This window comes from Sphingobacterium sp. UBA7038 (assembly GCF_002494055.1).
GTDB classification, from domain to species: Bacteria; Bacteroidota; Bacteroidia; order Sphingobacteriales; family Sphingobacteriaceae; genus Sphingobacterium; species Sphingobacterium multivorum.
In genome coordinates, this window is sequence record NZ_DLAV01000012.1 from 173,344 (window position 1) to 198,352 (window position 25,009).

Annotated in this window: 18 protein-coding genes; 5 read left to right on the forward strand and 13 right to left on the reverse strand. The window is 43.1% G+C overall.

Annotation, left to right across the window (positions count from 1 at the left end):
* Positions 1–426: 426 nt before the first annotated feature.
* From B3H30_RS07020 to B3H30_RS07055, 8 genes are all read right to left on the reverse strand, one after another.
* Positions 427–2,283, reverse strand: a complete 1,857-nt coding sequence (locus B3H30_RS07020; protein WP_286833775.1) for a DUF4859 domain-containing protein — start codon at positions 2,281–2,283, stop codon at positions 427–429.
* Positions 2,284–2,305: 22 nt separating this feature from the next.
* Entirely contained in the window at positions 2,306–3,274 is a 969-nt protein-coding gene (locus B3H30_RS07025) for a hypothetical protein (protein ID WP_120336728.1), read from the reverse strand.
* An 80-nt stretch (positions 3,275–3,354) separates the two neighbouring features.
* On the reverse strand, positions 3,355–4,497 hold the full coding sequence (locus tag B3H30_RS07030; protein ID WP_115047493.1) for a DUF4859 domain-containing protein: 1,143 nt from the start codon (positions 4,495–4,497) through the stop codon (positions 3,355–3,357).
* 18 nt (positions 4,498–4,515) lie between these two features.
* Entirely contained in the window at positions 4,516–5,991 is a 1,476-nt protein-coding gene (locus B3H30_RS07035) for a RagB/SusD family nutrient uptake outer membrane protein (protein WP_286833779.1), read from the reverse strand.
* A gap of 45 nt (positions 5,992–6,036) precedes the next feature.
* The gene (locus B3H30_RS07040; protein ID WP_286833781.1) at positions 6,037–9,195 is read right to left on the reverse strand and encodes a SusC/RagA family TonB-linked outer membrane protein; all 3,159 of its coding nucleotides are present in this window, start codon (positions 9,193–9,195) and stop codon (positions 6,037–6,039) included.
* A gap of 392 nt (positions 9,196–9,587) precedes the next feature.
* A complete protein-coding gene (locus B3H30_RS07045; RefSeq protein ID WP_286833784.1) occupies positions 9,588–10,451 on the reverse strand; it encodes an AraC family transcriptional regulator in 864 nt (287 codons plus the stop codon).
* 140 nt (positions 10,452–10,591) lie between these two features.
* Positions 10,592–11,119, reverse strand: a complete 528-nt coding sequence (locus tag B3H30_RS07050; protein WP_286833786.1) for a hypothetical protein — start codon at positions 11,117–11,119, stop codon at positions 10,592–10,594.
* A 37-nt stretch (positions 11,120–11,156) separates the two neighbouring features.
* Positions 11,157–11,699 carry a hypothetical protein gene (locus B3H30_RS07055; RefSeq protein WP_286833788.1) on the reverse strand — a complete coding sequence of 181 codons (543 nt, stop codon included), beginning with the start codon at positions 11,697–11,699 and terminating at the stop codon, positions 11,157–11,159.
* Positions 11,700–12,113: 414 nt separating this feature from the next.
* On the opposite strand from B3H30_RS07055, the gene B3H30_RS07060 reads away from it, so the two are divergent.
* Positions 12,114–12,737 carry an outer membrane beta-barrel protein gene (locus B3H30_RS07060; protein ID WP_286833791.1) on the forward strand — a complete coding sequence of 208 codons (624 nt, stop codon included), beginning with the start codon at positions 12,114–12,116 and terminating at the stop codon, positions 12,735–12,737.
* A gap of 65 nt (positions 12,738–12,802) precedes the next feature.
* On the opposite strand, the gene B3H30_RS07065 is transcribed toward B3H30_RS07060, so the two are convergent.
* Positions 12,803–13,756, reverse strand: coding sequence for a LytTR family DNA-binding domain-containing protein (locus tag B3H30_RS07065; protein WP_286833794.1), 954 nt, complete (start codon positions 13,754–13,756; stop codon positions 12,803–12,805).
* A 356-nt stretch (positions 13,757–14,112) separates the two neighbouring features.
* Between B3H30_RS07065 and B3H30_RS07070 the strand changes: the two genes are divergently transcribed.
* From B3H30_RS07070 to B3H30_RS07085, 4 genes are all read left to right on the forward strand, one after another.
* Complete coding sequence (locus tag B3H30_RS07070) at positions 14,113–15,252, forward strand: hypothetical protein (protein ID WP_286833796.1); 1,140 nt, start codon at positions 14,113–14,115, stop codon at positions 15,250–15,252.
* Between the two features lie 2 nt (positions 15,253–15,254).
* On the forward strand, positions 15,255–16,409 hold the full coding sequence (locus B3H30_RS07075) for a hypothetical protein (RefSeq protein WP_112373473.1): 1,155 nt from the start codon (positions 15,255–15,257) through the stop codon (positions 16,407–16,409).
* A gap of 318 nt (positions 16,410–16,727) precedes the next feature.
* Entirely contained in the window at positions 16,728–17,270 is a 543-nt protein-coding gene (locus tag B3H30_RS07080) for a MauE/DoxX family redox-associated membrane protein (protein ID WP_286833798.1), read from the forward strand.
* Positions 17,271–17,447: 177 nt separating this feature from the next.
* The gene (locus tag B3H30_RS07085) at positions 17,448–17,780 is read left to right on the forward strand and encodes a hypothetical protein (protein ID WP_286833800.1); all 333 of its coding nucleotides are present in this window, start codon (positions 17,448–17,450) and stop codon (positions 17,778–17,780) included.
* Positions 17,781–17,833: 53 nt separating this feature from the next.
* Here the strand turns inward: B3H30_RS07085 and B3H30_RS07090 are convergent, their stop codons facing one another.
* The 4 genes from B3H30_RS07090 to B3H30_RS07105 all read right to left on the reverse strand — a co-directional run.
* Positions 17,834–19,198, reverse strand: a complete 1,365-nt coding sequence (locus tag B3H30_RS07090) for a RagB/SusD family nutrient uptake outer membrane protein (RefSeq protein ID WP_286833803.1) — start codon at positions 19,196–19,198, stop codon at positions 17,834–17,836.
* A 4-nt stretch (positions 19,199–19,202) separates the two neighbouring features.
* Positions 19,203–22,340, reverse strand: coding sequence for a SusC/RagA family TonB-linked outer membrane protein (locus B3H30_RS07095; protein WP_286833805.1), 3,138 nt, complete (start codon positions 22,338–22,340; stop codon positions 19,203–19,205).
* 42 nt (positions 22,341–22,382) lie between these two features.
* The gene (locus tag B3H30_RS07100; RefSeq protein ID WP_286833807.1) at positions 22,383–24,524 is read right to left on the reverse strand and encodes a TlpA disulfide reductase family protein; all 2,142 of its coding nucleotides are present in this window, start codon (positions 24,522–24,524) and stop codon (positions 22,383–22,385) included.
* A gap of 125 nt (positions 24,525–24,649) precedes the next feature.
* Positions 24,650–25,009: hypothetical protein (locus tag B3H30_RS07105; RefSeq protein WP_286833809.1), on the reverse strand; the 360-nt coding region annotated here is incomplete at its 5' end.

A 25,009-nucleotide genomic window follows, 5' to 3' on the forward strand; every position in this document is an offset into this window, starting at 1 on the left:
TTATCATCTGCAAAAATCCAATTAAAAAAAATTAACGCTTCGCCGATATTTTCCGATGACGAGATATAATAAAGATAATATAAATCAAATGACTTGGATAATTAAATTTTGTCCACCCTCGGTTGGAAACAAATGATTATACTTCATAGCGGTTAATTTACAAAATTCTCTACACTTCCGATCATCAGATTCAAGGAGCCTTTTTCTACTGAGTTGTCGCATTAAGGTCGTTAGAACTCCTTCCTTATCTCCTCCGCAAACTTATTACCCTTTTCGGAATAAACAGCATGGAAAATGCAATGATGACCGTATTTGGACTTAGGAAAATGAAAAAGTCAACAGTTAAAAAAGCCACATCTCCCGACGTGGCTTAAACTAAACATAAACATATGAACCACCACCTCATCTTGTGGTTTTAACATACTCTTATTTGATATTCACATTAAATGTGAACGTCGCCTGCACGGTTTTCGTTCCTTCGTACGTATACACCAGTGCCTGCTTGATGGTGTATTTCTTTCCAGTGGCCAAAGCCCCCGGATACTGACCGATGGAGAACGTTATCGTACTGGCGTTAAATTCTGAAAACAAGCCCGCACTGGTGCCCCAGTTGGTGACAGCCCCTGCAGGCGTAAACCAATGCCCGTACCCGGTGGCCGTATTGTTGGGATTTAAACTTCCATTCGGCTCCACGGCATAGAACTTAATTTTTCCGCTGCTCATCAAACCCGCCAGGTCTGCCGAAGATATGGCCAAAGCCTCCCCTAGCTGAGCGGCATTGACGCTTACCTGCGTACCCGAATACCCCGTGGCATCTGCCGGGAAGCTCAGGTCATAATTCAATGCGATATCTTTGGGCTGACTGCTCACCTCATTGTATCCTGTAGCCGTTGTACCCTGAATCTTGATTTCGTAAGGCCACTGCTCATCATTGCTGTCGTCATCATCCCAGGCATGTGGCTGGTAAACAGATGGGGCACCTGTGACAACAAACCAGAGGTTTGCGCAATTGGCCGGAACAGTAAACGCTACCGTATTCTCCGTGCCCTCCGCCCTGTCACCATATACCCGCGTGCCATCTTTCAACAAAGCCACATAGCCATAGCGCCATCCGGCACGGCTGGCATCCACCTGATTGAATCCAGCAGCATTTGGTAGGCCTTTAAAAGCTACCGAAACCTTAGTTCCTGCAGCTGGAACTTCGAGCGGAATCACATTATAACCCGTAGTACCCGGACAACGATCATAGGCAACGCGAAGACTACCGTTGGATTGCCGCGTAAATTTGGTCGTCAGCTTACCGATATAATTCTTTCCATAATCCCTGATGCTGTTCAGGTCCCAGGTCACAAAGTGGGTCGCCGCATCATAGATTTCATTGTTGAACTGTTTCACATCGATACCCGTTATACGCATATAGGCCTGCACCGGATCTTCAGGTTTTAACGCTTCGCGCCAGATGCGGCCAATCATATCGATCCCATGTTTACTGGTCCAATACCAGTGGATGAAATAGCTGGCATAACGATATTTCTCGTGATGAATATGGCGATGATAATTTTCGGTATAGACGGGAAAATCGGAGCCCGAAAATGCCTGTGCGGGATAGGTTTGGTAGGCCTGCCATTGCGCGGTCTGCTCCCAGAACCCGTTGCCGCTCGTTCCGCCGTAGCCGTAACGAAATCCATGTCCACCTTTTAAATCAGCAAATACCTGATATTGAAAACTATGCCCGATCTCGTGGGCAATCACTGCACCCACCGGCTTACAGGTGGCCGGATTAACCCACAATGCCCCGATCGTATCGTCGTAACCACCACCATACGCCATCCATTCTGTCGTATAATGAACAAAAATCATCATTTTGTATTTATCCAGATTGGAACGGTTTACTTTACGTTCTGCAAACTTCAGCGTGCCGACGTTCAATGCGTAAAACTGTTCGGCCTTGGCCAAAAGATCATCAATATCGACGCGGTATTCTTCGGGTACAGCGTCCGAATTGGGATCATTCTTCCCATAGCTTGCCCCCCAGAACACGATAAAATGCTCCGACTGACGGCTGCGCGAATAGGACCATTTGCTCCCTTTATCGTTATAATCCATCCCTTCAAATTCCTTGGGCTTATAAATTTTCAAAGAGTCTGTCCCCACAGTTACGGGCGGCGTGGTGACCTCTTCCTCTACAGGAAGTTCCACTTTTTTGCTGCATCCCTGCGAAAGGAATACAAGTGCTGAAACCAGTGTCAGCAGAACTTTATGCAATACTATACTTTTCATCATTTGCGCTTTTAATAGGTAGAGATCAGCTATGTGTGACAGTCAAAAAACGGAAGCGAACGGTATAGGTACCACTTCGGTAGAATTTGATGGTCGATACCGGGTTAAGATTACGTCCCAGCGTAGTCGCCGTACCGACAATACGGTAATAAGAAATGGGATCGCCCGACCAAAATTCTGTACCTACATAAGTACCGTTCATGATCGGATACACCAGCCCCGAAACATCTGGATAGCGATACACCAAACCCGTATCGGTAACTTCCTCCGGATAGTAAGGCGACCAATTTTTGAATGTCGGCCGGTCGCCACGCTTGATGACCTCGCCTTTTTTAGGATTGAAGGGCTTGCCGTTTTTATCTTCCCATTGATATATAATTTTGTTTTCTCCTTCCGCCTGATGTTCTACAACAATCTCATAGTCTGTATACGGTAGAAAATTGGATTCGGCACCGTAGTCCGAACTCGTGCACGACTTAAATAAAATATCTTCCTTCTTGGCACCGATAACATTAAAATCGAGGATGTTCTTAAATTTTTTCTGTCCGGCGATATTGCTCACCTCCACATCGATGGTGTACTGCCCCGGCGTCACAAATTGCGTAGCCTGTGTAAAACCCACGCGGCCACCGGTCGCATTGACCATCATCGGCGGATATTTCGCCTTGCCGATTTTGGCCTTCAACAGCTCCAGGGTTGTATCCCGCCAGGTGACTTCAGCAAGGTAGGTCGATATTTCATGTTCTTTTGAAAATTCTGTTGAGAGCTCGCCGGTTTCCTTGTTCCGTACCGCAACCAGATTGACGGTCAGCGGGGTTGTGCTTCCATTGGCAACAATGGCATCCGTGTACACCACCGTCCCCTGGTTGACTTGCAGATTCTCCACATTATAGCGTAAATTATCACTTAAATAACCTATTTGGTCACTCTTGCAGGAATCCAATAGCCCGAGGGATAAACCTGCTAAGCCGATTATAAAACTTCGTTTTTTCATCTGTTTTATTTTTTCATGTGTGACGAAACCATCCGGTTGATTCAGCACTGCCGCGGAATCCATCCAGCTAGTTTCATAATTTATTTGATCTTAATGTTGAATACAAAAACAGCATTCAAATCACCCTTTGTTTTCGACTTGTACACGAGGGATTGTCGTACCGTATAGGTACTACCCACCGTTGTTTGCCCTGGATATTGCAGTATATTAAAGGTCATCGTTGAGGTTGCCAGCTCAGATACAATGCGTGCATCGGCACCCCACGAACAGGTCTGCCCTTTGGCATCGAACCAGTGTCCTGGTGCGTTCGCGGTACTGTTTGCATTTAAGTTACCATCAGGCTGCACGGCATAATAGGTGATGTCCTTGCCTACCAATGCGGATATTGCCCCACTCTCTACGCCATAAAAGCGTGCTAAACGCGGAAGCAAAACGTCTACTGTGGTGCCAGTATAACCGGCGGCATCGTATTTAATGCTCAGGTCGTAGGTAAAAGTCAGTGTAGCACCAGTTTCTACAATTTTAGGCCCCGTGAGGATCCGCGGCACAAAATCGCCGATAAACGTATGTGTATTGGCCAATACATTCAGCGTTGTTCCTGAAGCCATTTTTATCCCGGTTGTCTGACAATATACTCGCATATCCGCCTGATCATCTTCTTTGACCGTCACAATACCGTCTGGACTGATCTGATCGGCCTCGCCACGCACTTTCACGTAGTACAGGTAATAAACGGGCTGTGAGGACCAGGCTGCTTTGGGCTGCTTTTGCTTATGATAGAAAAATCCACCCACATTGGCCGCATTGCTGATCGTCGTATACGCTGTGCTGGCCGTTTCCAAATTGTAAGGGGCATCGTTGTAGATGTATGCCCTGACCGAATCTACAGGGATTTCGTTGAGAAACTGGTCAAAAGAATACTGTGCATTTTCGTCCACATACTTTACAGAGTCTGCCTTCTGTTTATAATAACGGTTGACCGAATAATCCGAAGGCGCCCAAAAGGTTTTCGCCTTGTTGATTTCGTCTTTGAGTTTAAAATGGTCAATCACCAGCAGCAGGGTATCAAACATCCCATTGGGATGAGCCGCCAGATAGTCGTAAGTAGACAGATTGACTTCGGCTGTATGGAGGCCGTCATCCGTCAGATAAGCTGCTTTCTTGCAACCGATCACGGTCAGTCCAAAAGCCAGCAGCAACGCAAATCGATATAAGGTTTTCATTTTTTCAGGTTTAGTGGTTTACATATTGACAGTTCCCCAGTATGGTGTCTGATTCAGCAACGGATTGGTAGACAACAACGATGGATCAAATGGCCAAAGGTATTTCTTCGCATTAAATTGCGCCTGGTTCATTTTGCCTTCCGGAAATTTATAGACATTGAAGTGTTTATACAACCGCACGAGATCGTAATAGCGATGACCTTCCAGAAACAGTTCGCGCGCTCTTTCACTAAAGATGGCCTCAATAAGCGGTTCCTCGTTTGTGTAGGCAGGCAGTCCAGCTTGCGTGCGGATTTCATTTAAGATGGTTTCTGCGGAGCTATTTTTACCTGTTGCGGCCAATCCCTCTGCCATAAGCAGCTTAATGTCGGAATAGCGAAAGATGATGATGTTATTTTTAAATATCGCATTGGCATTTGACGCATTACTCGAAAACTTAACATTCGCATATTTTGTGCACAGCGCATAGTTACTGTTATAAGCAATATCAAACACACTTTTAAATCGTTTATCGTTGCTGTCTTTAAAGAGCGTTTTAATATAATCCTGACTGATTCTTAAAATTGGATCTGTTAAAGACCGAAAATAAGGCCCGGCTAGCGAAAAGTATCCTATTCCCGAGCTTGTGCCTTCGTTTTCACTATTTTGGGAGATTTCAAAAATACCTTCATTGGATTTTCCCTGATAAATACTACGGTAGTTCAAACTATCCCTTCCCACAAAAGAATACTCGCCGCTTTCCAATACCGATTTAGCGGCCTCGATGCAGTCCGCATATTCACCGCGCCATGCACTCAGATGCGCCTGCAGGGCAAGCGCTGCCCCGGTATTTGCACGCAGGGCAAAATCATCTTGGTCGATATTGCTCCATTTCAGTAAAGTCAAAGCTTTAGTTAAATCGGCCTGGCTCTGATCCAGCACATCACTCTCTTTACTTGCTGGGAGATTTACAGCATCGATGGGCACCACAGACTCTGTGATAATCGGCACTGTTCCCCATACCCTCGCCATATAGAAATAGGCAAATGCACGCACAAAGTAAGCTTCGCCGATATAGTAATCCCTGGTCGATACATTGTCAAAGGCAATTTCATCCATCTTAGGGAGCTTTTGGATCACGCGGTTGGCCTGATCAATCGCCTGATAAAAGACATCATAGCGCCGCAGCTGATACGCGGGCCGCCAAGTTTCCGAAGCTGCTACAGCTGTGTTGAGCTGCATATTGACAATTGGATTAAAGTCTGTATTGGTCGAAGAAGTAATCTCGTCCGTTAGCAAATCGCCATAAGCATAGTAAGCCATACCGCTGGCTTGATTGAGGGCCTTGCGCAGCAGTGCATACATGGCGTTGGTTGCGCTATTGGCATCTTCCTGCGTTTTCCAGAAGTTCTCGTCGGTTGCCGAACTGACAGGCTCAATGTCCAGAAACTTGGAGCAGCCTGAAGCGAGATACATGAAAGCACTCAGCATTAAAAACAATATTTTTCTTTTCATCTCTAAATAATTTTAAGCCACCGTTATGCGATGGGACTGACATGATTAAAAGGTAACATCCAAGCCTATTGTCCATTTCTTCGGGATCGGATATCCATTACCCGTTGAATAACCATTGGCTTCCACTGCTTCAGGGTCCGGCACAGAAGACCAGGCCTTGACAGCCACATTATCCACCACCCCATAAACGCGGAGCATTTTCAACTTAAGCTTCTTAATCATGGCCTGCGGGAATGTGTAGCTCAGCTGAATATTTTTCAGGCGTACAAAACTGGCATTTTCGACAAACGTACTGTTGGCGATGTGCCAGTTGTCTACCGTATTGCGAAACAAAGTCGGGTATTTGGTCTGATCGCCGTCTTTCATCCAAAAGTCGCTGGGCTTAAAATCGCCTGCAATAGCCGAATTGGTACCCCAGGTATTATACAAGGTAGATGAACCGGCATCCTGTAATTTATCCGACAGGTAACCGTTCCACAAGGAGCGTCCAAATACAAAACTCACGAGTGTGGATAAGCTAAAATTCTTGTAGGAGAACTGATTGATAAAACCGCCTACGAGGTCAGGATTTGGATTACCCATATCAATTTTATCGTTGTAATCGATCACATAATCCCCATTGACATCCCTTCGGCGCGGATCGCCAGCCTGATATAAATTCCCCCTAAAATGCGTGAGTCTTTTTCCTGTCAAAGGATCAACAGGTACGTCTGCATCGGTTGCATATACCCCATCCACATCCCATACTTTGAACGGAAAAATAGGCTGGCCTACATTCAGTGCACGCTGCATCCATACATCCCCCACCTGTATTTCCTTTCCACCGTCAGGCAGGCTGGTGACATAATTTTTATTGTAAGCGATATTGAAATTGGTCGTCCACTGGAATGCCGACGAAGGGGCCATATTTCGGGAGATCAAAGTCATTTCAACTCCACTGTTTCGCACACTGATAAAATTGTTGGAGACGGTGCTATATCCGGAAGTAGCTGGCATGGTCAGATTGTATACCAACTCTTTGGAGTCGCGCACATAAAAATCGGCAGTCACGGTAACCCGGTCGTGCAGCAGGTTCATATCAAATCCGGCATTAAACTGCGGCGAGCGTTCCCATTTGATTGTCGGTGATGTTGCCGCCGCCGCATAATTAGGAGATACTGTCGGCTTACCGTTATACGAGAGTACCGAACCAGCAATACCATTTTCCAGCACCGATCCTGCATAAGATGCATCAAAAGTCAGTCCTGTATAGCGTGCGTAGTACGAACCCGGATCGCGCCCTGTAATACCATAGCTACCCCTTATTTTGAAAAAGGATATGGCATTTTTGGCTCCCTGGAAAAAAGGCTCTTCCGAAAGTACCCAGCCGGCAGATATGGACGGGAAAATACCCCAGCGGTTATCCTTGCTGTAACGCGACGAGGCATCCATCCGGTAACTTGCAGAAAGCAGGTATTTGTCCTTATAATCATAGCCAAAACGACCGAATACCGAGACGCGTGAGCGCTCGCTGATGGAAGTCGTCGCATAGAGATCAGGCCCGGAAGGGATACCGGTTACGGTTTTCACATAAGTTCCATTATCGTTATAGCCGGACATTAAACTATTATTGGAGGTATTGCGTTCGATACCGGTTCCCAAAACGGCACTAAAATTATGGGTGTTCTGAATGCTCTTTATGTAGTTAAAATAGGTTTCCCATTCCCAGCGCTTATTTTGGTTCGTCCAGTTCTGTGCAAAGTTTCTGTAGCCTGTAAGCAATACGGGACGAAAGAGATCGCGGGTATTGTTATTGACATTAAACGAGAACTGCGAGCGCAGGGTCAGGCCGTTGATCAGAAACTTTTTGAGTGTTCCGGCGAAATTTCCATTTAAGCTGAAGGAGTTATCGCGGTCCATCATGCCATCGTAGCGCCCGGTATTGATCTGCTCATCTACGTCTGTAATCTGATAGAAAGAAGAAGGAAATCCCCAAGTACTAAATGGATATTTCGTATCGTCACCCGAACCATGTTTTGCTTTAGTAAATCCTGCGAACAAGTTGGTTTCAAATTGGAAATTGTCCGTCGGGTTGGCCTGTAACATCAGGCGCGGCGTTAGGTTTTCATTTTCAAAGCCCATCATTACGCCTTGCTCATAATAGCGCTGTGCCGAGAAACGGTATAAAAATTTCTCCATAGTGGCACCAATACTCACATTGACATTGTTGATATTGGCCGACTGCAGAAAAAGACCCTGCCAATCGGTATTGTTGTTAAAAGCCGGATTTAAACTATCGGTCAACATGGGGCTAATGGACCCATTGTTGAACCAGTCATAAGACCCACCCTGATAGAGCAGATTCATTTTCAGCCTGCGCTCGGCAGCCCCAACGGTGATGGGCTTCATGGCCGGACGGCTGGAAACTCCGTTGTATGCCGAGATCCGTATTTCGGGTTTACCCTGCGCCGGACGTTTGGTTTTGATGATAATGACCCCATTGGCAGCACGGGCGCCATAAATGGCCGATGCCGAAGCATCTTTTAGGATATCGACCGATTCGATGTCGTTGGGATTAATGGCCTGCAACGGACTCGCATTCCCATAAGCGGCCTGTATATCACTCACGTCGTAGATAATATTGTCGATCACATATAAAGGCGCCTGCAGCTGGTTATCTGCTAGCCCGAGGTTGCTCGTTCCGCGGATATTGACAATGTTATTGGTACCCGGTTCGCCCGAAGTGCTCAACACCGTCAGACCGGCCACACGTCCCTGCAACATGGCATCGAAGGTGGCATAAGGTGTATTTTCAAAATCCTTCCCTTTTACGGTAGAAATAGCACCGGTCGTCTTCCGCCGCTGTACATCCTGATAGCCCATGACGACCACCTCATCAAGCCCCGTTCCATCTTCCTTCATGGTGATCTGCAGTGTATTTTCACCGGTACGCAGCTGTTTCTCTTGCCGCACATAACCGACGTAACTAAAAATCAGGGTTGGATTTGTCGATTTTAGCGGTAGGCTGAATTTACCGCCCGCATCCGTTTTGGTGGCATTGCGGATGCCTTTCTCTAAGATACTCAGATCGGACAAAGGTATACCTTTTTCATCTTTAACGATCCCCGTGACCGTTCTCTGTTGTTGCGCATACAGCTGTTGACAGACCAACAGCAGCAACATAAAAATACCTGTTAAGCATTTTTTTGGAAGATTTTCATACATAGTCATAATTTCGTTAAGCAGGTGTTCAGTTTAGCATACTGTCAATGACACATCTATCCCTGGGATAAATGGATTCCTTTTGCAAAAAAGGCTGTAACAGCATGTTAAAAAATTGATTAGTTCTTCTTTCTGTAACAAAATTAGTACTTCGGGGTAGCGATTTTCGGTCAGATCTTACCCACTCATTCTAACATTTTAACAAAAGAAAAAGAGGCCTATTGCGAGGTGTAGGATTGCAGCATAGTGCATAAAACAGCAATTCCGTCTAACCATAACAGTAAAAATATTTCTGTTATGGTTAGACGGAATTGAATCAGAGCCGAAATCGCGCAGGAAATTGAGCGACTTTCTACCACATGGGATCAAATAGCCAAAAATGATTAAAAAGTCCGTTAATCGTATAGGTAATTCCGGTAGTTGCGAACGTATATCTTGGGAGGTACCCCTAATATATTCCGGAAAACACGGTTAAAATTAGTGATGCTATTAAAGCCAGCATCGTAGGCTATTAAAGAGATCGAATCGTGCCTTCCTAAACCCAATAATTTACAGGCTTCGCGGATACGCAGTTCATTCAAATAGGCGATGAATGTCTTTCCCGTACAGTTTTTAAAATAGCGGCAGAAGGCGTGCGGTGTCAGATTTGCTTTTTCAGCGATTTCATCCAAACTGATATTCTCTTTAAAATGCTCCTCCAAAAATTTACATAGCTTTTCAATACGGAAAGGTTTGGAGATTTCCCTTTTGGGCAATTGTACACCCGAAAGGGGCTCCAGTTCAGTAAATACTTTGCTGAGTGATTTTAACAAATAAAAAAAATTGACAAGCTGATCCAGAAAGTCGGACTTTTGCAGTATTTCAATATAATAGCACACCTGCCCCTGAAGTTTCGGCGGAACCTTAAATCCCCGCTGGCATTTATGCACAAAATCAAGCAGGTTTCGAAGTTCGGGCATGGTAGCCATGGTAGACAGTGCTCCTTTCGCGCTAAAAAATAAGGAGACAGACCGCACACTTTCACCTGCAATGAAACTTTTAAACACATGGGCCTGGTTTGTCCCCAATAGAAAAATGTCACCGGGTTGAAATTCATGCACATTATCGTCAAGGAGGAGCTGGCCAATGCCTTCTTTAATCCAGATTAATTGATATTCCTCATGACGATGCATATGCGGATAAAACTTATCCAGCACATCTTCTTGAATATAGATCGATTTATCCTGAGGAGCAGGAACTTTGAACTGAACTGGCTTCATAACAATTTAGATTTAAATAAATGTCAATATGACACTAAATATACCATAGCCAATTTAGTATTACAATGCTTAACTAAAAGAGGTTAAAATAAGGTGATATTAGGTTATAATTTGCACATGAAGGAAGCCACTTCTAGCTGTTAGCCAGCCCCCAGCTCTTCCGCCAGCGATTGTAAGCCTTGATTAGCTTCTTCAAATCGTTTGAGTTCGACCGCATAAGATTCCGTAACCGTTTCGAGCAAGGCACTTCCCGCGGTAAAGTCAACATACGCCATCACCGTGTCACCACCCCACATCCAGTCAAAAATCAGGGCATACCCCTCCAAAACATAGCCCTCCAGTTGTTTTAAAAGAGCCAGCATCGGCAATATTTCAAGATAGTTTTCACTGAAGTTCAGTACGGCGAATGTCCAGTGTTGCTTTTCCTCATCATAATACTCCTTCGCACCATAAAATCGATCCTTGAGCAGATTATCGAAGACTTCACGAATGCGCGCCTGCGAATAACTTGGAATAATTTCCAAAGTTGTTTTGCTGTACATCTGCCGGCTCTCCCACCACTGCGACCAATTATCGTCTCGATTCGGGGAAATCGGTTTAGAAGCAAAAAACTCATTCAATCTCGATTTTTCTACTCGAATACTAATATAAAGGCTATCCAATTCCATACGATCGTTCTAAAGATATTCTTAACTTTTTTAAACGTTACCAGCTCGACAGTTTGATTTTTCCATCGCTATCAAAATCCGAATTGTCCGTCACCCTTTTTAGGTTCAACTGTTTCAATGATAAACCTTCCTGCAGAGGCACCCCTGTAGACTTTATCCGAAATAAGGGATATGATAGTGGCTTCTCGTTCCATTCCAGCACAAACTCGTATCCATCTACGATCTTTTGTTGGTCATCTGTTTTGATGATCAAGATATTGTGAAAAGTTTGCTCCGGCTTAGCCATATCGCTATCTGGTGAGATACCCCTTGCCTTATAGGTGGCGATAAACTTATAATAATGGTACTTGCCATTTATGGGGTTGAATACTAATTCGCGGCTGTTGTTTTCTTTGATTAATGCTGAAAAAGACTGCTCAAAATCATCCAGTAACTTATAATTAAAATCGGTATTGATCTTATTGGCCACCAATACATAGGTCTTTTCATCTTTACCGGCACTATTTCCCTTCGCTTGGTTTTGTGCAGCAACCGAATAACAAGTAAACCAGCCTAACAATAGGACTATTAAATATCTCATCCTACTAATTTATTAAAATTCAAAGAATATTACCTTAGCTGGCCAGCAATCATTTCATTTTTCGATTTTTAGGTGACACAAGCGGAAAACTTTTACACTGCTCCAATAAATTTTCCAATAGCCTATCATATATTGGTTAATTGAGGGACATTATTCTCGCAAATGTCTGATCATTTGTGATCAAATTGCAGCTTTTAGCATCCGGGGTTAGCTATTAACTTATATTTATTAAATTTGTAGCATTACGCATATTATTTCCGTTTGCAATAGTATAGTATCAAAATAAATTATGAAAAGACCTATTTTTACGAAATACAAAAGAAAATCTGACACCATATAAGTTTATATTTCTAGTAAGTATTAGCGCTAATTAAAAAGAGAAAACAATTATAAAATCTATAATCCTATATTCATATGCTTAAAAAATTACTTTCCAGGATATTTCTTTCTGTTTTAACTTTATCAGGAACCGGCCTATATGCGCAGCAAAACAATAGTGGCAGTTATGACATCGAACTTTCTATTACTCCCCTAGCTGAGAGTACTATTGGACCTCGGAAAAGCCTTATGGGAGCCGGTAGCGACGACAATAAGAATTATATCGCTGGATTGCTCCGCGTAGGCTATCACTATAATGAAACATGGTCTTTTGGTGCAGGTGTGGGCTATTCCCATCAGAACATCACGACAACATCGGCAATAGTCGATCCATCGGTGGAGCGGATGCAATATTCCTCGGAACTCTCTATTTGGGAATTCCCTTTAGATGCCAGGGTAAAATTTTTGAAATATCTCTACGCAAATGCGGGACCGATGTTACACTTCCAGCAGAACGCAAATAGTTATGTAGACAAGCAGCATGGCATAGGTTTCCATGTTGGACTAGGCGCAAAGGTTCCATTATCCCAACAGTTTGCCGTCACGCTTTTTCCACACTACAAAATGTACTCCCTCATCCCTTTCCAATCGGGGAGAAATTATGATCGTGTGCGGGTTTTAGGAATTGGTATTGGCGTGAATTATAGAATTGCTAAATAGTAATTGCTTTTTCGCATGGGAAATCCCGATTTTAAGCAATATGTTCATAGCGATAGAAATCGAGCCTATTTCTTATCAAACCAACGCTTAAAGTCAGCGGCATGATAACGGCTGATAAATATATCTTCTTGCTTGTCAAAGGATGGCTTTAGTTCAATCGTTAATATACCATTGTCTAAAGCACGATATTCTTTGATGATACTCCGATTAACGATATAACGTCTGTACATCAGGTAATATTGATTATGGTCGAGGACCTTCATCAATGTCTCGAGGCTATAGTTGTGTGTATATTCCTTATTACTCGTCAAGGTCAGGAGCTTTTTATCATTCGCCGAGCTTTTGATAAAGGCAATGCCATCAAGTGCGACATAGTTATCTTCATAACCGTATTTCACCCCAAGACAAGGAGCAAGCTTGATCGCATCGGAAAGGTCCTCACTCCGCTCATCCTCCAATTTCATTTGCAGTGTTTCATAACTTACAACTACCTCCCTGAGAGCAGCCAACTCAAGTTCTGCCTCTAAGTATTGATCTTTCACAAATCGGGCAAATCGCATAACGTATATCACCAGAAATAACATGTTCAAGATGCTAATAAACAATAACACAAACCTAAATTCGTGCCGCATGTAAGGTATGATAGCCCCCCAGCCTTTTGCAGTGAAAGGAAAAAATACCAGCATCACAAAAACCACTGTAAGTAGTGCAGGCAACAGCAGTCCGTAGAGAATTTGCCTGATCAGACGAGGCTTAAAATCTGTCAGCCACGATAATCTGCTATCCATATATTGATTAAAAATATGTGCCCCACGAAGCACAGCCATAACGATCAGCGAAGAAAGAAACCAATAGAGATAAAATTTGGGCATTGCATACCTCGCATCAAAAACAAGAAATTTGTTGGGCGAACAGAAAAAATTACCCAACAAAACAGCCAACAATAGCTGAACCCTAATCGGGATGTAGTTAACCTGAATCTCGGAATGAAATTTCTCAATAAGTTTTTTAGTTTGCATAAAGTTTAATCGGTTAAGGCAAACTAAAATAAAAATTTTCCGGATAAAAAATTAAAAATAGCGTTGCAGGATTCCGTCAAAATTTACGGAATCCTGCTTTATTTTGCTTGCGTATTTAAATACGCACCACCATTCATGCTATAATCTCATTTTTACATAAGACACAAATAACCGCCTTAAACAACCTCAAAGCGACATTCTAGTTCAATCTCACTTACCATTCGTCTGTTTTTCCAACATTTCACCTTGTCTTCAACGAAAGACCTTCATAATTTTACAATAACGCAATTAATTATTGGATAAACAGCTACATCCAGGCCATTTGACAAAAGCCATACGACTATAGACCAAAAGAAATGATGAGAAAATTAAGAATAACCTATGCACATTCTTTTTATAGTTCCTCGATAGAACAGTGTTTCTATTGCGAACGCCACTTGAGTGACCATAACAACTGGACCAACCTCCAGCGGTGCAATGACCTATTTCGTCCATCGACGAAACTAAGCGGCAATAAGATCAGGGTTGTCGTATGCCATACCTGCCAAAGAGCCAAATCACGGCTTGAACCCGAAGAGTTTATCGAAATACTGCAAGCCAGCTTTGACAAAATACAGGAGTTTAAATATATTTCTGTATCGCATATCCAGACCATCATCAGCAATATTCTTTACATCCTGGATCATCTGGAGCCTGATCTCAACGGACGGAATCTTACTGTGCTCAAGAGAACTGACTCCGAAAAGCCGCAATTGAAATACCAGGCTGTATCCAGCCCCCTTTCTATCCAACCGAACGCATCGCAGATGAATACAAGTCTGACTTGCTATTACTGCAATACAGCATTGGACATCTCACGGCAAGATCCCAGCCGTCAGATCACCCGCGATCATGTACGCCCTGCTTCCAAACACCCCGAATCGAGACAAATTGTATTCAGCTGTCATAGCTGCAACAATAGCAAGGCGAATGATGAGCCTGAAATTTTCCTAGCAAAACTAAAAATTGCCAATACCCATAAACAGAACTATAAGAAAATACCCTATCATCTTCTAAGCACTATTATTGTTAATCTACAAGATTTGATCCATAAATCCCTAAGGCCTTTTGCGCCTTACCCTGTTCTAAGCATCCTCCAACGCTACGACCTTTCGCTCCTGCGACAACAGCTTCACGGTAAAAATCGGCAACTTTGGCTCGAGCGGATTGATGACTACGCCTTGCTAGAATTGCTCTTGCTTTGTCTCGGTGCTCAAAACAATCGTTCGCAGGATGGCTTAGCACATGATGCCGCTTTTTTTAACATCACACTTTGGCGAGAGCGACTTGAACTTGCCTTGGAAATCGGATGGATCTCGGCGTTCTACCGCATCGATACGATCGATTTTCACGCGCTGATGGAAGAGCAGGAGTTTGATCAATTTTATATTCTAAGCGATCGAGGCCGCGCGGCCCTACAGCTGGAGACAGTCTGTAGTCAACAACAAAAAAAGTAAACATGATCCGATCATTAAACCAATTGGAAGACGCAATCCATGCGTATGGCATACTGCAAGATAGTGGGACAGAAAGCTCCATCCCGAACGACAAATCCATTATAGTCGCTTGCGAAGCCCTGATCCGCGATTCGGAACAGCTGTATATCAGCCATGAAAAATCAGGCATGGCCAAAGAATCTTTTCGACGCTACTACACCAAATTCAGGCTCCTTTTCGATAAATTATATAGGTACAAATCTTATCAGCCAGATCATACCGTTGCAAAAATTCATGAAGGTATCTGGCAGAGTATTCACCATTTTAAAGAACATATGAATCCACTGGAAGAGCTCCCCCTATACGATCAGCAGCTGCTCAAGGAGAGCAGTCTCAAAAAACTTGCTAAGCTATCTATGGATTTAAACGCCAAGCAACTGGACGAAGAATATCTTTTAGAAATCAACTATGGACTACACAGTCTTTTTGACGAACATAAGCTGCCGCGGCTACTTTTTTATCATTGTGAATGGCTAGCGACCTTCCTTTCGGCACTGGAAAGCCTCGCGCAGGATCAGCGTGACAAGCACTATGCGAAGCGCTTTATTGAGTTATTGATCCGTTACAATTTTAATTATCTCGGCCTACGCAACCGGTGGCACGAGCAGCTCGAACGGAAACTCGCCCCCCTTTCAAAATCGGACCAAATATCCTCGCTATTGCTGCTGGAAAAGGAGATCACACACTACCGCCCCCTCCCCATGAACAACTATGATATTGATCAGCCCAATCTCAAGACAATGATGAATGAATATATCGGAGCTGAACTAGATTATCTTCAAAAAATCTCGAAACTAGAATCGGAGGAAAAGGATACGCGCCAGGAGATCTCTGCTTCTTCTAACGGAATCCATATGACACTCACAGGAGAAGGAATCACCTGCCTATTCCATTATTCCAGCAAAGTCGGTCTTTTTAAGGACAAGCATAAGAGTGATGCTGCCATAGGAGTAGCACAACATATCGTCACCAATCGTGGTAACCATATTACTGCAAACCAGCTGACAAAATTCAACAAATTTGAACATATATTAAGCCTCTATCTCGTCGAGGACAAACTCAAAGAAATGCTACATTTCATAAAAAAAGACATTGAAGACGTTGAGCTAAGAAAATAATTCAAAAAAAAACCTGCTTTATTACCTTAAAAAAAGCCTTTTTAGAAAAACTTAGGGGATTCCAGTTTATCCCCCTTCTATACTCGGTCTACGAGATAGCCTCCTGAAGGCGAAAAGGCCGAATACCTATCATGAGGTCATTTTGAGCCCGCTATGAACTTCATCTGTGCCATGAGAAAAATAGCTATCGCTTATCCCCTATTCTATTCTCGCCAATCGCTCATGGCGTTTTAAAGGCCGATTTCTTTGAAAATTTCTTCTACATGGAATGAAGTGATGTTGTCCTTACTTTGCTTTCAGACTTACATAGTATAAACAATGAAAGCGACAAAGATTATATATCAGATCATCCTCATTACACTGATGGCACTTTGGATCCCGATCAGTCTAGACAAGTTTATGAACTATGAACTATTCAAGTCTGCGATGATACAGCAGCCATTTAGTGATCAGCTGGGTGAGTTCTTAGCCTATAGCTTGCCAGCACTTGAGCTTGCGGTGGGTCTACTTTTTATCCTACCAAAGACAAGGTTATGGGCATTTAGCTTGTCTTCGCTGTTGATGGCAGCTTTTGTGGCATATGTAGGCTTAGCTGTCCTAAAAGTATGGGGCAAATTTCCTTGTGGCTGCGGCCTGGTCTTCCATCAGATCGGCTGGATTGCCCATCTCTGGTTAAATATCGGATTTTTACTCATCAGCCTACTCGGATTAGGGCTAGAACTGTACTTCCTTAAAAATCAAACCTTTAAAAATACAATTGCAGTACATAGTGCTAATAACAATATCTCAGGGGGACAATCGGCTGCTACAACAGAGGTTCCTGTGGAACCAGAACCCAGTCCTAGGTTACAAAGAGAATAGTGTACCAGATCAACAGCGGAACTTGGATTCAAGGCTGATCCAAATGAAGGGCGCGTCTGCCAAAAGACACTTAGGGTATTCCGGCGCTGTTGTCGATGGCTACGTACAGAAAACCGACGCATCGAAGGGATAAAAGAAATTTAAAAAATGAAGTAAAAAAACTTAAAAATTAAAAACATGAAAAATTCAGTAAATTCCATTAAAAAACACGGCTTGGCCGTATTTGCCATGACACTTTTATTAGGTTATGGAGGTTATAGTTATGCAAAATCGATGTTTGCAACAAACTGGTATTTAATTCAGACTCAAGGAACAAATCCTGATGACGACACCATTGGTGCCGTAACGATGGATCCAAGCCAAGGAGGTGAATGCGAAAGCGAACCGCATCCTGAGCGTTGTACTATCCAGTTACAAAATGACAATAACTTTAATCTAGACGGAGTGCAGGTTTCATCTGCTAAAGCCCTTCCGGGTGTCTCCGAATTAGATCGCACAAACTACAAATAATCATTAAAATTCAAAAAAAGGCCTCATATCTAAACAATATGAGGCCAATTAATTTATCTCGGAAATTGAATAACTTTTGAGTTAACAATAACATTATCGGGCACCAAAAATGTAAATTTCAAGTCTTTTGCCATTAGCGTATACATTTTCCCAGCTAACGTACGATGAAGTTGAATATTACGGTTCTCTATAAAATTAAACCGTCTCAGATCAATCCATCGAAGCCCTCTTATCAGTAGCTGTTTACGTCTCTCTAGCAATACCAGATCCAACGCCGCGTTTTTTTCCAAATCTTTGTATTCTTGGTAGGTATTCTTTGCAAAACGTGTTACCAACAACTCATTTAACTTATCTAACCCCAACTGTACTTGTCCTGCTCTGATCAAACATTCCGCATAAATCAAATACATTTCATCTAACGCCAAGCCAGTGAATACACTACTCGCCCCTACATATGAACCTTTGTAAGAATATAAACCATCCGATTCCAGCTTGAAGAATAAATTTTTTCGAAGATCGTTTTCGGCATAGTGTGTTATAAGATCAGTATTTATACGTCCTCTGGTAGGCGCTACGGATTCGGTTGAATAGCCTTGATCATAGAAAAGAATTTCTGAATTACCTACACCTCTACTTGGGAACGAGTAACGGCTACTTGCCGAAAAGTTTTGATAATTCAATAATTTACCTGCACCGTCGAGTACAGTTTTCGCTGCCTCCAACGCATCATTGTAGCGTCCCATAGCGAGATATACACGAGCCGACAATGCATAAGCAGTAGTTTTTGACGGCTGATAAAAATCAGTCGATTCAACACCCAGCAATTGCTGTGCAGCTAAAAGATCTTCCAGAATACTATTATACGTCTCCGATACCGAAGAACGAATCGACACTTCCTGTGGATCGGCGGACTTGTGTAAGGGCAAGCCATAGGCCTTGTGTTCCTCATCCCCTATTGGCGCTGCAAACTCACTAGCCAGCTGAAAGTTGGCATTAGCCCGATGGAACAATGCCTTTCCTTTAACTTGATCGTACACGTTTGCATTAGCGGCGGTACGCTCAATTTTGGAAAGCCCTTCCAAGATAATATGAGCCGACAAAATCCGCTTGTAACCATAATTCCAATCCGGACATTCAGTACCCATAAATCTTTCATCCTGCCAGCGGTAAGCATTCTTTTCACCAAAGGTCGTGAGCAGATCCCAAGCACTTTCACTTAACGTAAACTCCTCAGCAGCGGCCGATCGCATCGAAGCAGCACTGCTTCCGCTAAAAAGGCTTACATCGCCTAAAAGCAAGTTAAAATCATCTAAAGATTCTGGGATCACCTGCTTACGATCTCTCTTTATATCTAAAAAATCTGGATTGCATGCTGATGTCAACGCAATAGTCAATCCCAGTATGATTAATTTTTTCATTTTCTTACCATTCTAATTGTACACCAACTGTATAAGTCCGGGGAGCGGGATAAGCTGCTGCAACCGCATCTGGATCCAATCCAACCTTGTTGGCCCTGTAGAGGATGCCAACATTTCGGACATAGCCGAAAACATTTAATCTTCCCTTTTTGCCCATTGGCAGTTGATAAGATAACCGCACATCCGACAGGCGGATAAAATCACCTTTTTCAATCATCAATTCCGAATTTGTGTATAATGCATCGCGATACAGGTCCACGGTAGCAGGTACTGCAGGAACAGTGGTCATCAGTTCGTCACCCGAAGCTTGCCATCGCTTCAAATAGTCCTGGTGTCCGATTCCACTATAAAAAAGTTTAAAATAGTCGATTGTATTCCGACGAAAATAAAAACCATTTTTCCATTCGAGATTAGCACTCAATTCAAAACCTTTGTATCCGATATGATGGCGCATAGATCCTTGATAAGGCGGAAAATCGGCGCCCATGAAAAGGATATCGTCCAAAGTTGCATTTGCAGCATATTTGGCATATTCTTGATCACCATTAGGCGTTATGAGTTGTCCGTTTTCAGTGCTAATGCCGTTAAAATGCCATGCATAAAGCGCGTCTCGGGTATAGCCAACACGTGGTTGTGCATTGCTCACCATCTGGTCCATAGAAAGATTACTATTCGCCATATACTTGGTTATTTTATTTTTTGTCATGCTCCAAAGAAGATTGATATCCCATTTGACCACGCCCTGCAATGCTCTTACAGAGAGGTTGAGGTCGAGCCCATTTGTACGGAGGTTAGCATAATTGATCCTATTATCAATATAGTAACTCGTGCCTTCGGGCGATATACCTGTACTAGGATCCAAATAATTGGGGCCTATCAGATCTTTGCCCGATTTAACGTAGTAATCTACCGATCCCGACACCCTTTGCTGCAGCACAGAGAAATCCAAGCCCAAATTAACTGTAGCCAGTTTTTCCCACCTCAAATTAGGATTTCCTGCACTGGTCAACTTTGCATAAGGTAAGCCAGTCGTCAGATTAGTACTACTGATCCGCATGGATGGATATGCACTGATCGTATTATTAACGTTTCCGCTATAACCATAGGTTGTACGCAGTGTAAGTTTATCCAACCAATTGGCATGATCCCCTAACAGGGGTAGCAACTGTTCGGATAAACCCAAAGACCATAGCGGTACGCCCCGCTGATTAGTTTTCACACCAAAAAGGTTAGAGGCATCCCATCGTACACTTCCGCTAAGTCCATGCGTCCTGTTCAGCAGATAGGTCGCATTGGCAAAATAAGAGATGAAGCGATCCACGGTAAAGCGTTCTTCAAAAGGGGTAGCCGGTATCACACTTGCACCATTTGGCCGCATCGTATACTGCTTGCTGTAATCAAGGTTCATCAGGGATGTTCCATTATCCGCACGGTAACCATACAGTCGGTAACCGATATCCCGGCTTAATGTATTTTGGCTGATCTCTGCTCCTGCCAACGCGACCAATTGGTGTTCAACACTCCATTGGCGCGTATAATCCAGCTGTATCCTGCCATTATGCCCAATGACCTCGCTGTTTTGCCCGTCTTTGATTCCACCAAGTGGGATAACTCTTGTACCATCTACTTGTGTAAATTGGTTGATCAGATTGCGAACAAAATAACTGTCAGCATCATATAGGTTCTGTTGTTTTACTGCCTGATGTTGATAACGATATTTTACATCAATAGAAAATCCTCTGCCTATTTTATAATTCAAACCGGCACCGAGCGTGAGCTGTTTGGAAAAGGAACTGATATCGCGCCTGTCTCGGTCTACAAGCGGGCTAAATGTCCAATCCAATAGCCCTTCGCTTTCGGCTCTGTCGCGATAGGCGTGGTTAAATTGATAATTGACGCTGGCGGGTGTGCCGTCCGTGTTTTGTAGAAAAACATAAGGTGACAACCCGGAGCCCGATGCTGTTAGCTGCTGTAATCTATAACCATTCTGCTGCTCCTTATCGGCCACGTACCGCAAGTAAGTGTTGACTGTTAGTCGGTTACCTATTTTTAAATCGTGATCGATATTGAAGGTCAGTCTTTGGTCGCCATTGCCTATGATCGATTGTGGATTATGGTCGTAGCTTCCTGAAATAAAGTAGCTACTCCGTTCGGCACCTCCTCTAGCCTGAATTGCATAGCGCTGGCTTAGTGCACTTCGGTACAGCAACTTTTTGGCTTCCTGCCGGATATCCTGCTGCAGCATTTGCGCTTTTATCGTTCCAAAATCTTCTACTGCGATCTCCTTGGCATCACGTTTAAACAACAAACCAACATAATCGGGGATATAAAGAGACTCCATGTTGTAATAATTTCCTTTTCCATATAAGTATTCTTCGAACTCCATCATATCTTTTGCAGGTATAAACTGTTTGTTATAGTGAAGATCAGGCTTTTTTGTAAGCTGCCAATTACTCTGAAAGGAGAATCTGAGCGGAGTACCGAGGTTTCCCTTTTTGCTCGTGAGGACAATAACACCATTCCCCGCCTTAGCTCCCCAGATGGCAGCAGCAGCAGCATCTTTCAGTACTGTTACACTTTCAATATCATTTGGATTGATAGCGTTGATATCGCCCTCATAGGGAAAATTATCTAGTATTATCAAAGGTTCGGTAGAAGATTCAATTGAACTAATGCCCCGCACCCGCAATGCATTGGGGAATTTATTCTCGCCCACACTCAGACTTCGGTCAAACTGCAGACCGCTTGTCACACCTTCCAAGCGGTCTAAAATATTACCTGCGGGATTACGCGTGATCGTTTTCTGATCTACAGTCGCAAAAGAGCCTGTTAGCATATTCTTATTGAGTTTATAATACCCTGTATTTACGATCACCTCATCCAATTGATTGTCGGCGTGACTTAATTCTATCGTTCCTAGATCCAGACTCTTTCCTAGCGCCATGGTCATTGGATCGTAGCCCACCATAGTAATCCTGATCTGTTCACTTTTCTTTTTTTCGAAGGAAAAGTAACCGGACGAATCTGTTTTCAGCTTTCTTTGATCAGGAGAAGTTGCTATGGTAGCGCCCCGTACACTTTCACCATGATGACCTATCAGATGACCAAAATATGTCTGTGCCAGCACTACCTGTGATGACACGACAAGGAATAAAAAAATATAAAATTTTCCCACAGCACCTCCCTAATAACCAATAACTAAAACAGGTACACGCTTTTTCTCGATTTCTACCTTTAGCCCATAGGCATCCAAGAAGGCATTTAATTCTTCGGACGTTAATTTGGTCTTGGTGAAATACCATCGCGGCAATTCATATGCATAAGGAAAGTCCTTTAGTAAACCTATCCGGTTAAAAGCATTTTCCACATCGATCTGATATCCATTTGTTTTGGTAAGCAAAGCAGCTATGACAAGCGACAGCTTATGTTCACTATCTTTTTCCTTGGAGGGATCATATTGTAGGTATTCATCTCCCGTACGTTTCTGGAGTGGCTGGCTGAACAACCTCCTGGTTTCCGAAATAGATTTTTTTGCTTGGATGACCGGATAGCTTATTGGCGGGGTCAGCCCGATGTGCACATTCCAACCTTTGGTCTTTTTCAGATATTCGGCCCAATATTGCTGCAGCAGAGCTAATGCCTTTTCCTTTCCCAAGGATTTTGGGATACGCATCTCGTAACTGAACAAATTTTCCTGTGACCAAGCCTCATAAAGGGAATCTATGGCATAAGGCGATAATCCTGTCGCTTGCTTCGTGTCCAATACTAGGTATTTTCTATCGCTAGCGGTAAGATTATTTTTAACGACGCCATTATCTATAGTATAAAACGGGAAAACCTTATCTTTAAAAATATCATAGAGCAAATAATCCAACTTTTGGTTTATTCCATAAAAAAGGATACTATCTCTTTGCTCTTCAATACCACTAATATTTCTTGCATACTCTTCCACATAGCCTCCGATCTTAAAAAACTTCTTAGTATGCAAAACCGTTGCAGGAGCATTTTCATTAATAAAAAGTGGCTTTGACAGATCAGCTAATTTTACATTCAATGCATTATACATTTTGGGCATCCCACCATCCAACACATTCTTTAAATTCTCAACGGTGGCATACTTCGCATAGGGCTTAGCAATTACCCGCCCATCTTTGATCCATACCATGTGCGGAATAGAACGTTTGGGAAAATACTGCATTAAAAAAGTATCCGCATAGATTGTCTGATGGTTCCATTTAAATCGGTCCATCAAATGTTGGAATTTATTTATAGGTTCGTAATTAACGGGTACAATCGTAATTTTGGTTGTATCCAGATCGGGTAGGATTTCATGCAGATGCATAAGCGAGCCCAGGCAGGGTCTACACCAACTAGCCCAAAAATCAAGAATAATCAATTTATCCCGATCTGCCTCTAGATTACGTGTAAACGTTTTTTGACTAACCCAGTCGATAAACTTGTTTTGATTTGCAAAAAATTCATCAGGTATAGTATCACCAATATATAATGATTTACCATTTGGGATCACCATTGGCCCATCGGCCCCGCTGTCCTTGCGGGGCGTCTGAGCTGATAAACTAAACATAGAAACTAAACATAAAAACAAGCATGTCAAAATCATGCGATAGGCACGCTTATAATCTGCAAAGAATAAAAAGCATTTTAAAGCCCGTTGAACAACTGGACCTATCAATCCAAGCAAAGTGTTAGCTCGCAACACCAAAGCCTTACAGATCGACTTAAAGTACCATAAAACAGATCGTTCAGATTCTACTCCATATGTCAATCTAGACTCTCCCACCTGCTGAAAATCTTCAACCATCTTTTGAGCAATTCCCGCCGAATTTTTACATTTCATCGGACTTTCATCGAGTTCGCATAGGGTTTTGATCGGTGTGGCCCGATGAGATCCCGATGAAAACTCGATGCCAATAGCATGAAAGGCAGAAGCTGGGGCGAAGTTGGTCAGGCAAAAGTCCGAAGAAGGTGATACTTCTTCCCCTCTCCGGCTGACCTTTGGCTCGGCTTCGAGACTTCTTCGGGACATGTTCGAGACAGGCTCGGGAGCGTTTCGGCTCGGCTTCGGAAGGGCTTCGAGTACGCTTCGACTCCCACCCGAAGCGCAGTCGAACAACAGTCGAAGCGTTCCCGAAGAAGAGGCGACGCTGGTACGACGCAGTGTCGAAGGATCCTCAAACAAAAGCCGAAGGCTGCCCGAAGAATCTGCTTTTTTTAGAAGGTTCTGAGCGCCATTCGTACAGCGCTTTTTTAGCAGGATCGAAGTATCTTTAAAGTACGTTTTTCCTTGTCTAATTTTCTTACGCAAATTTTGCGTATTTAGTACTATATCTGTGCTTAAGTAGTGCTTCACAGGTACTTGAAATATATAGGTTATATATAGCCTTACGAAGGCTAATAATTGTAGGGTATTCATAATTTGTTTGTTAGTGGTTATTTCGATAACCTACCGAAAAACTCAGCGACCTTTTTGCTCAATTCTAGCTCTTTTTTGATGCGCTTTTTAGCTTCTGCTGACAGCTGCATTTTACGTAGGTCTATATTGTGATGACAGACGATACAATAAGCTATCAACACCCGATACAATGCGGTTGCAAATTCCTGCATTTCCTCATCTTTCAAGAGCCTATTTTTTCCTGCGCCACCATCAAGATACGTGCTCAATAGTTGCAGTATATTAGCAGAAACAGTCTCTAGCGCATAACGATTCCAGAATTCCTCAATCTCCTTTATAGGATCATAATCGATCTTATGGACTTCATAGATCAACGAATCAAAAGCAAATTGTAGCGC

Coding starts and splice junctions, on each gene's coding strand:
- B3H30_RS07045 (WP_286833784.1), bottom strand. CDS start 10,451: ATGAAGCCAGTTCAGTTCAAAGTTCCTGCTCCTCAGGATAAATCGATC.
- B3H30_RS07090 (WP_286833803.1), bottom strand. CDS start 19,198: ATGAAAAAATTAATCATACTGGGATTGACTATTGCGTTGACATCAGCA.
- B3H30_RS07060 (WP_286833791.1), top strand. CDS start 12,114: ATGCTTAAAAAATTACTTTCCAGGATATTTCTTTCTGTTTTAACTTTA.
- B3H30_RS07075 (WP_112373473.1), top strand. CDS start 15,255: ATGATCCGATCATTAAACCAATTGGAAGACGCAATCCATGCGTATGGC.
- B3H30_RS07040 (WP_286833781.1), bottom strand. CDS start 9,195: ATGTATGAAAATCTTCCAAAAAAATGCTTAACAGGTATTTTTATGTTG.
- B3H30_RS07020 (WP_286833775.1), bottom strand. CDS start 2,283: ATGATGAAAAGTATAGTATTGCATAAAGTTCTGCTGACACTGGTTTCA.
- B3H30_RS07030 (WP_115047493.1), bottom strand. CDS start 4,497: ATGAAAACCTTATATCGATTTGCGTTGCTGCTGGCTTTTGGACTGACC.
- B3H30_RS07035 (WP_286833779.1), bottom strand. CDS start 5,991: ATGAAAAGAAAAATATTGTTTTTAATGCTGAGTGCTTTCATGTATCTC.
- B3H30_RS07025 (WP_120336728.1), bottom strand. CDS start 3,274: ATGAAAAAACGAAGTTTTATAATCGGCTTAGCAGGTTTATCCCTCGGG.
- B3H30_RS07065 (WP_286833794.1), bottom strand. CDS start 13,756: ATGCAAACTAAAAAACTTATTGAGAAATTTCATTCCGAGATTCAGGTT.
- B3H30_RS07050 (WP_286833786.1), bottom strand. CDS start 11,119: ATGGAATTGGATAGCCTTTATATTAGTATTCGAGTAGAAAAATCGAGA.
- B3H30_RS07070 (WP_286833796.1), top strand. CDS start 14,113: ATGATGAGAAAATTAAGAATAACCTATGCACATTCTTTTTATAGTTCC.
- B3H30_RS07085 (WP_286833800.1), top strand. CDS start 17,448: ATGAAAAATTCAGTAAATTCCATTAAAAAACACGGCTTGGCCGTATTT.
- B3H30_RS07055 (WP_286833788.1), bottom strand. CDS start 11,699: ATGAGATATTTAATAGTCCTATTGTTAGGCTGGTTTACTTGTTATTCG.
- B3H30_RS07080 (WP_286833798.1), top strand. CDS start 16,728: ATGAAAGCGACAAAGATTATATATCAGATCATCCTCATTACACTGATG.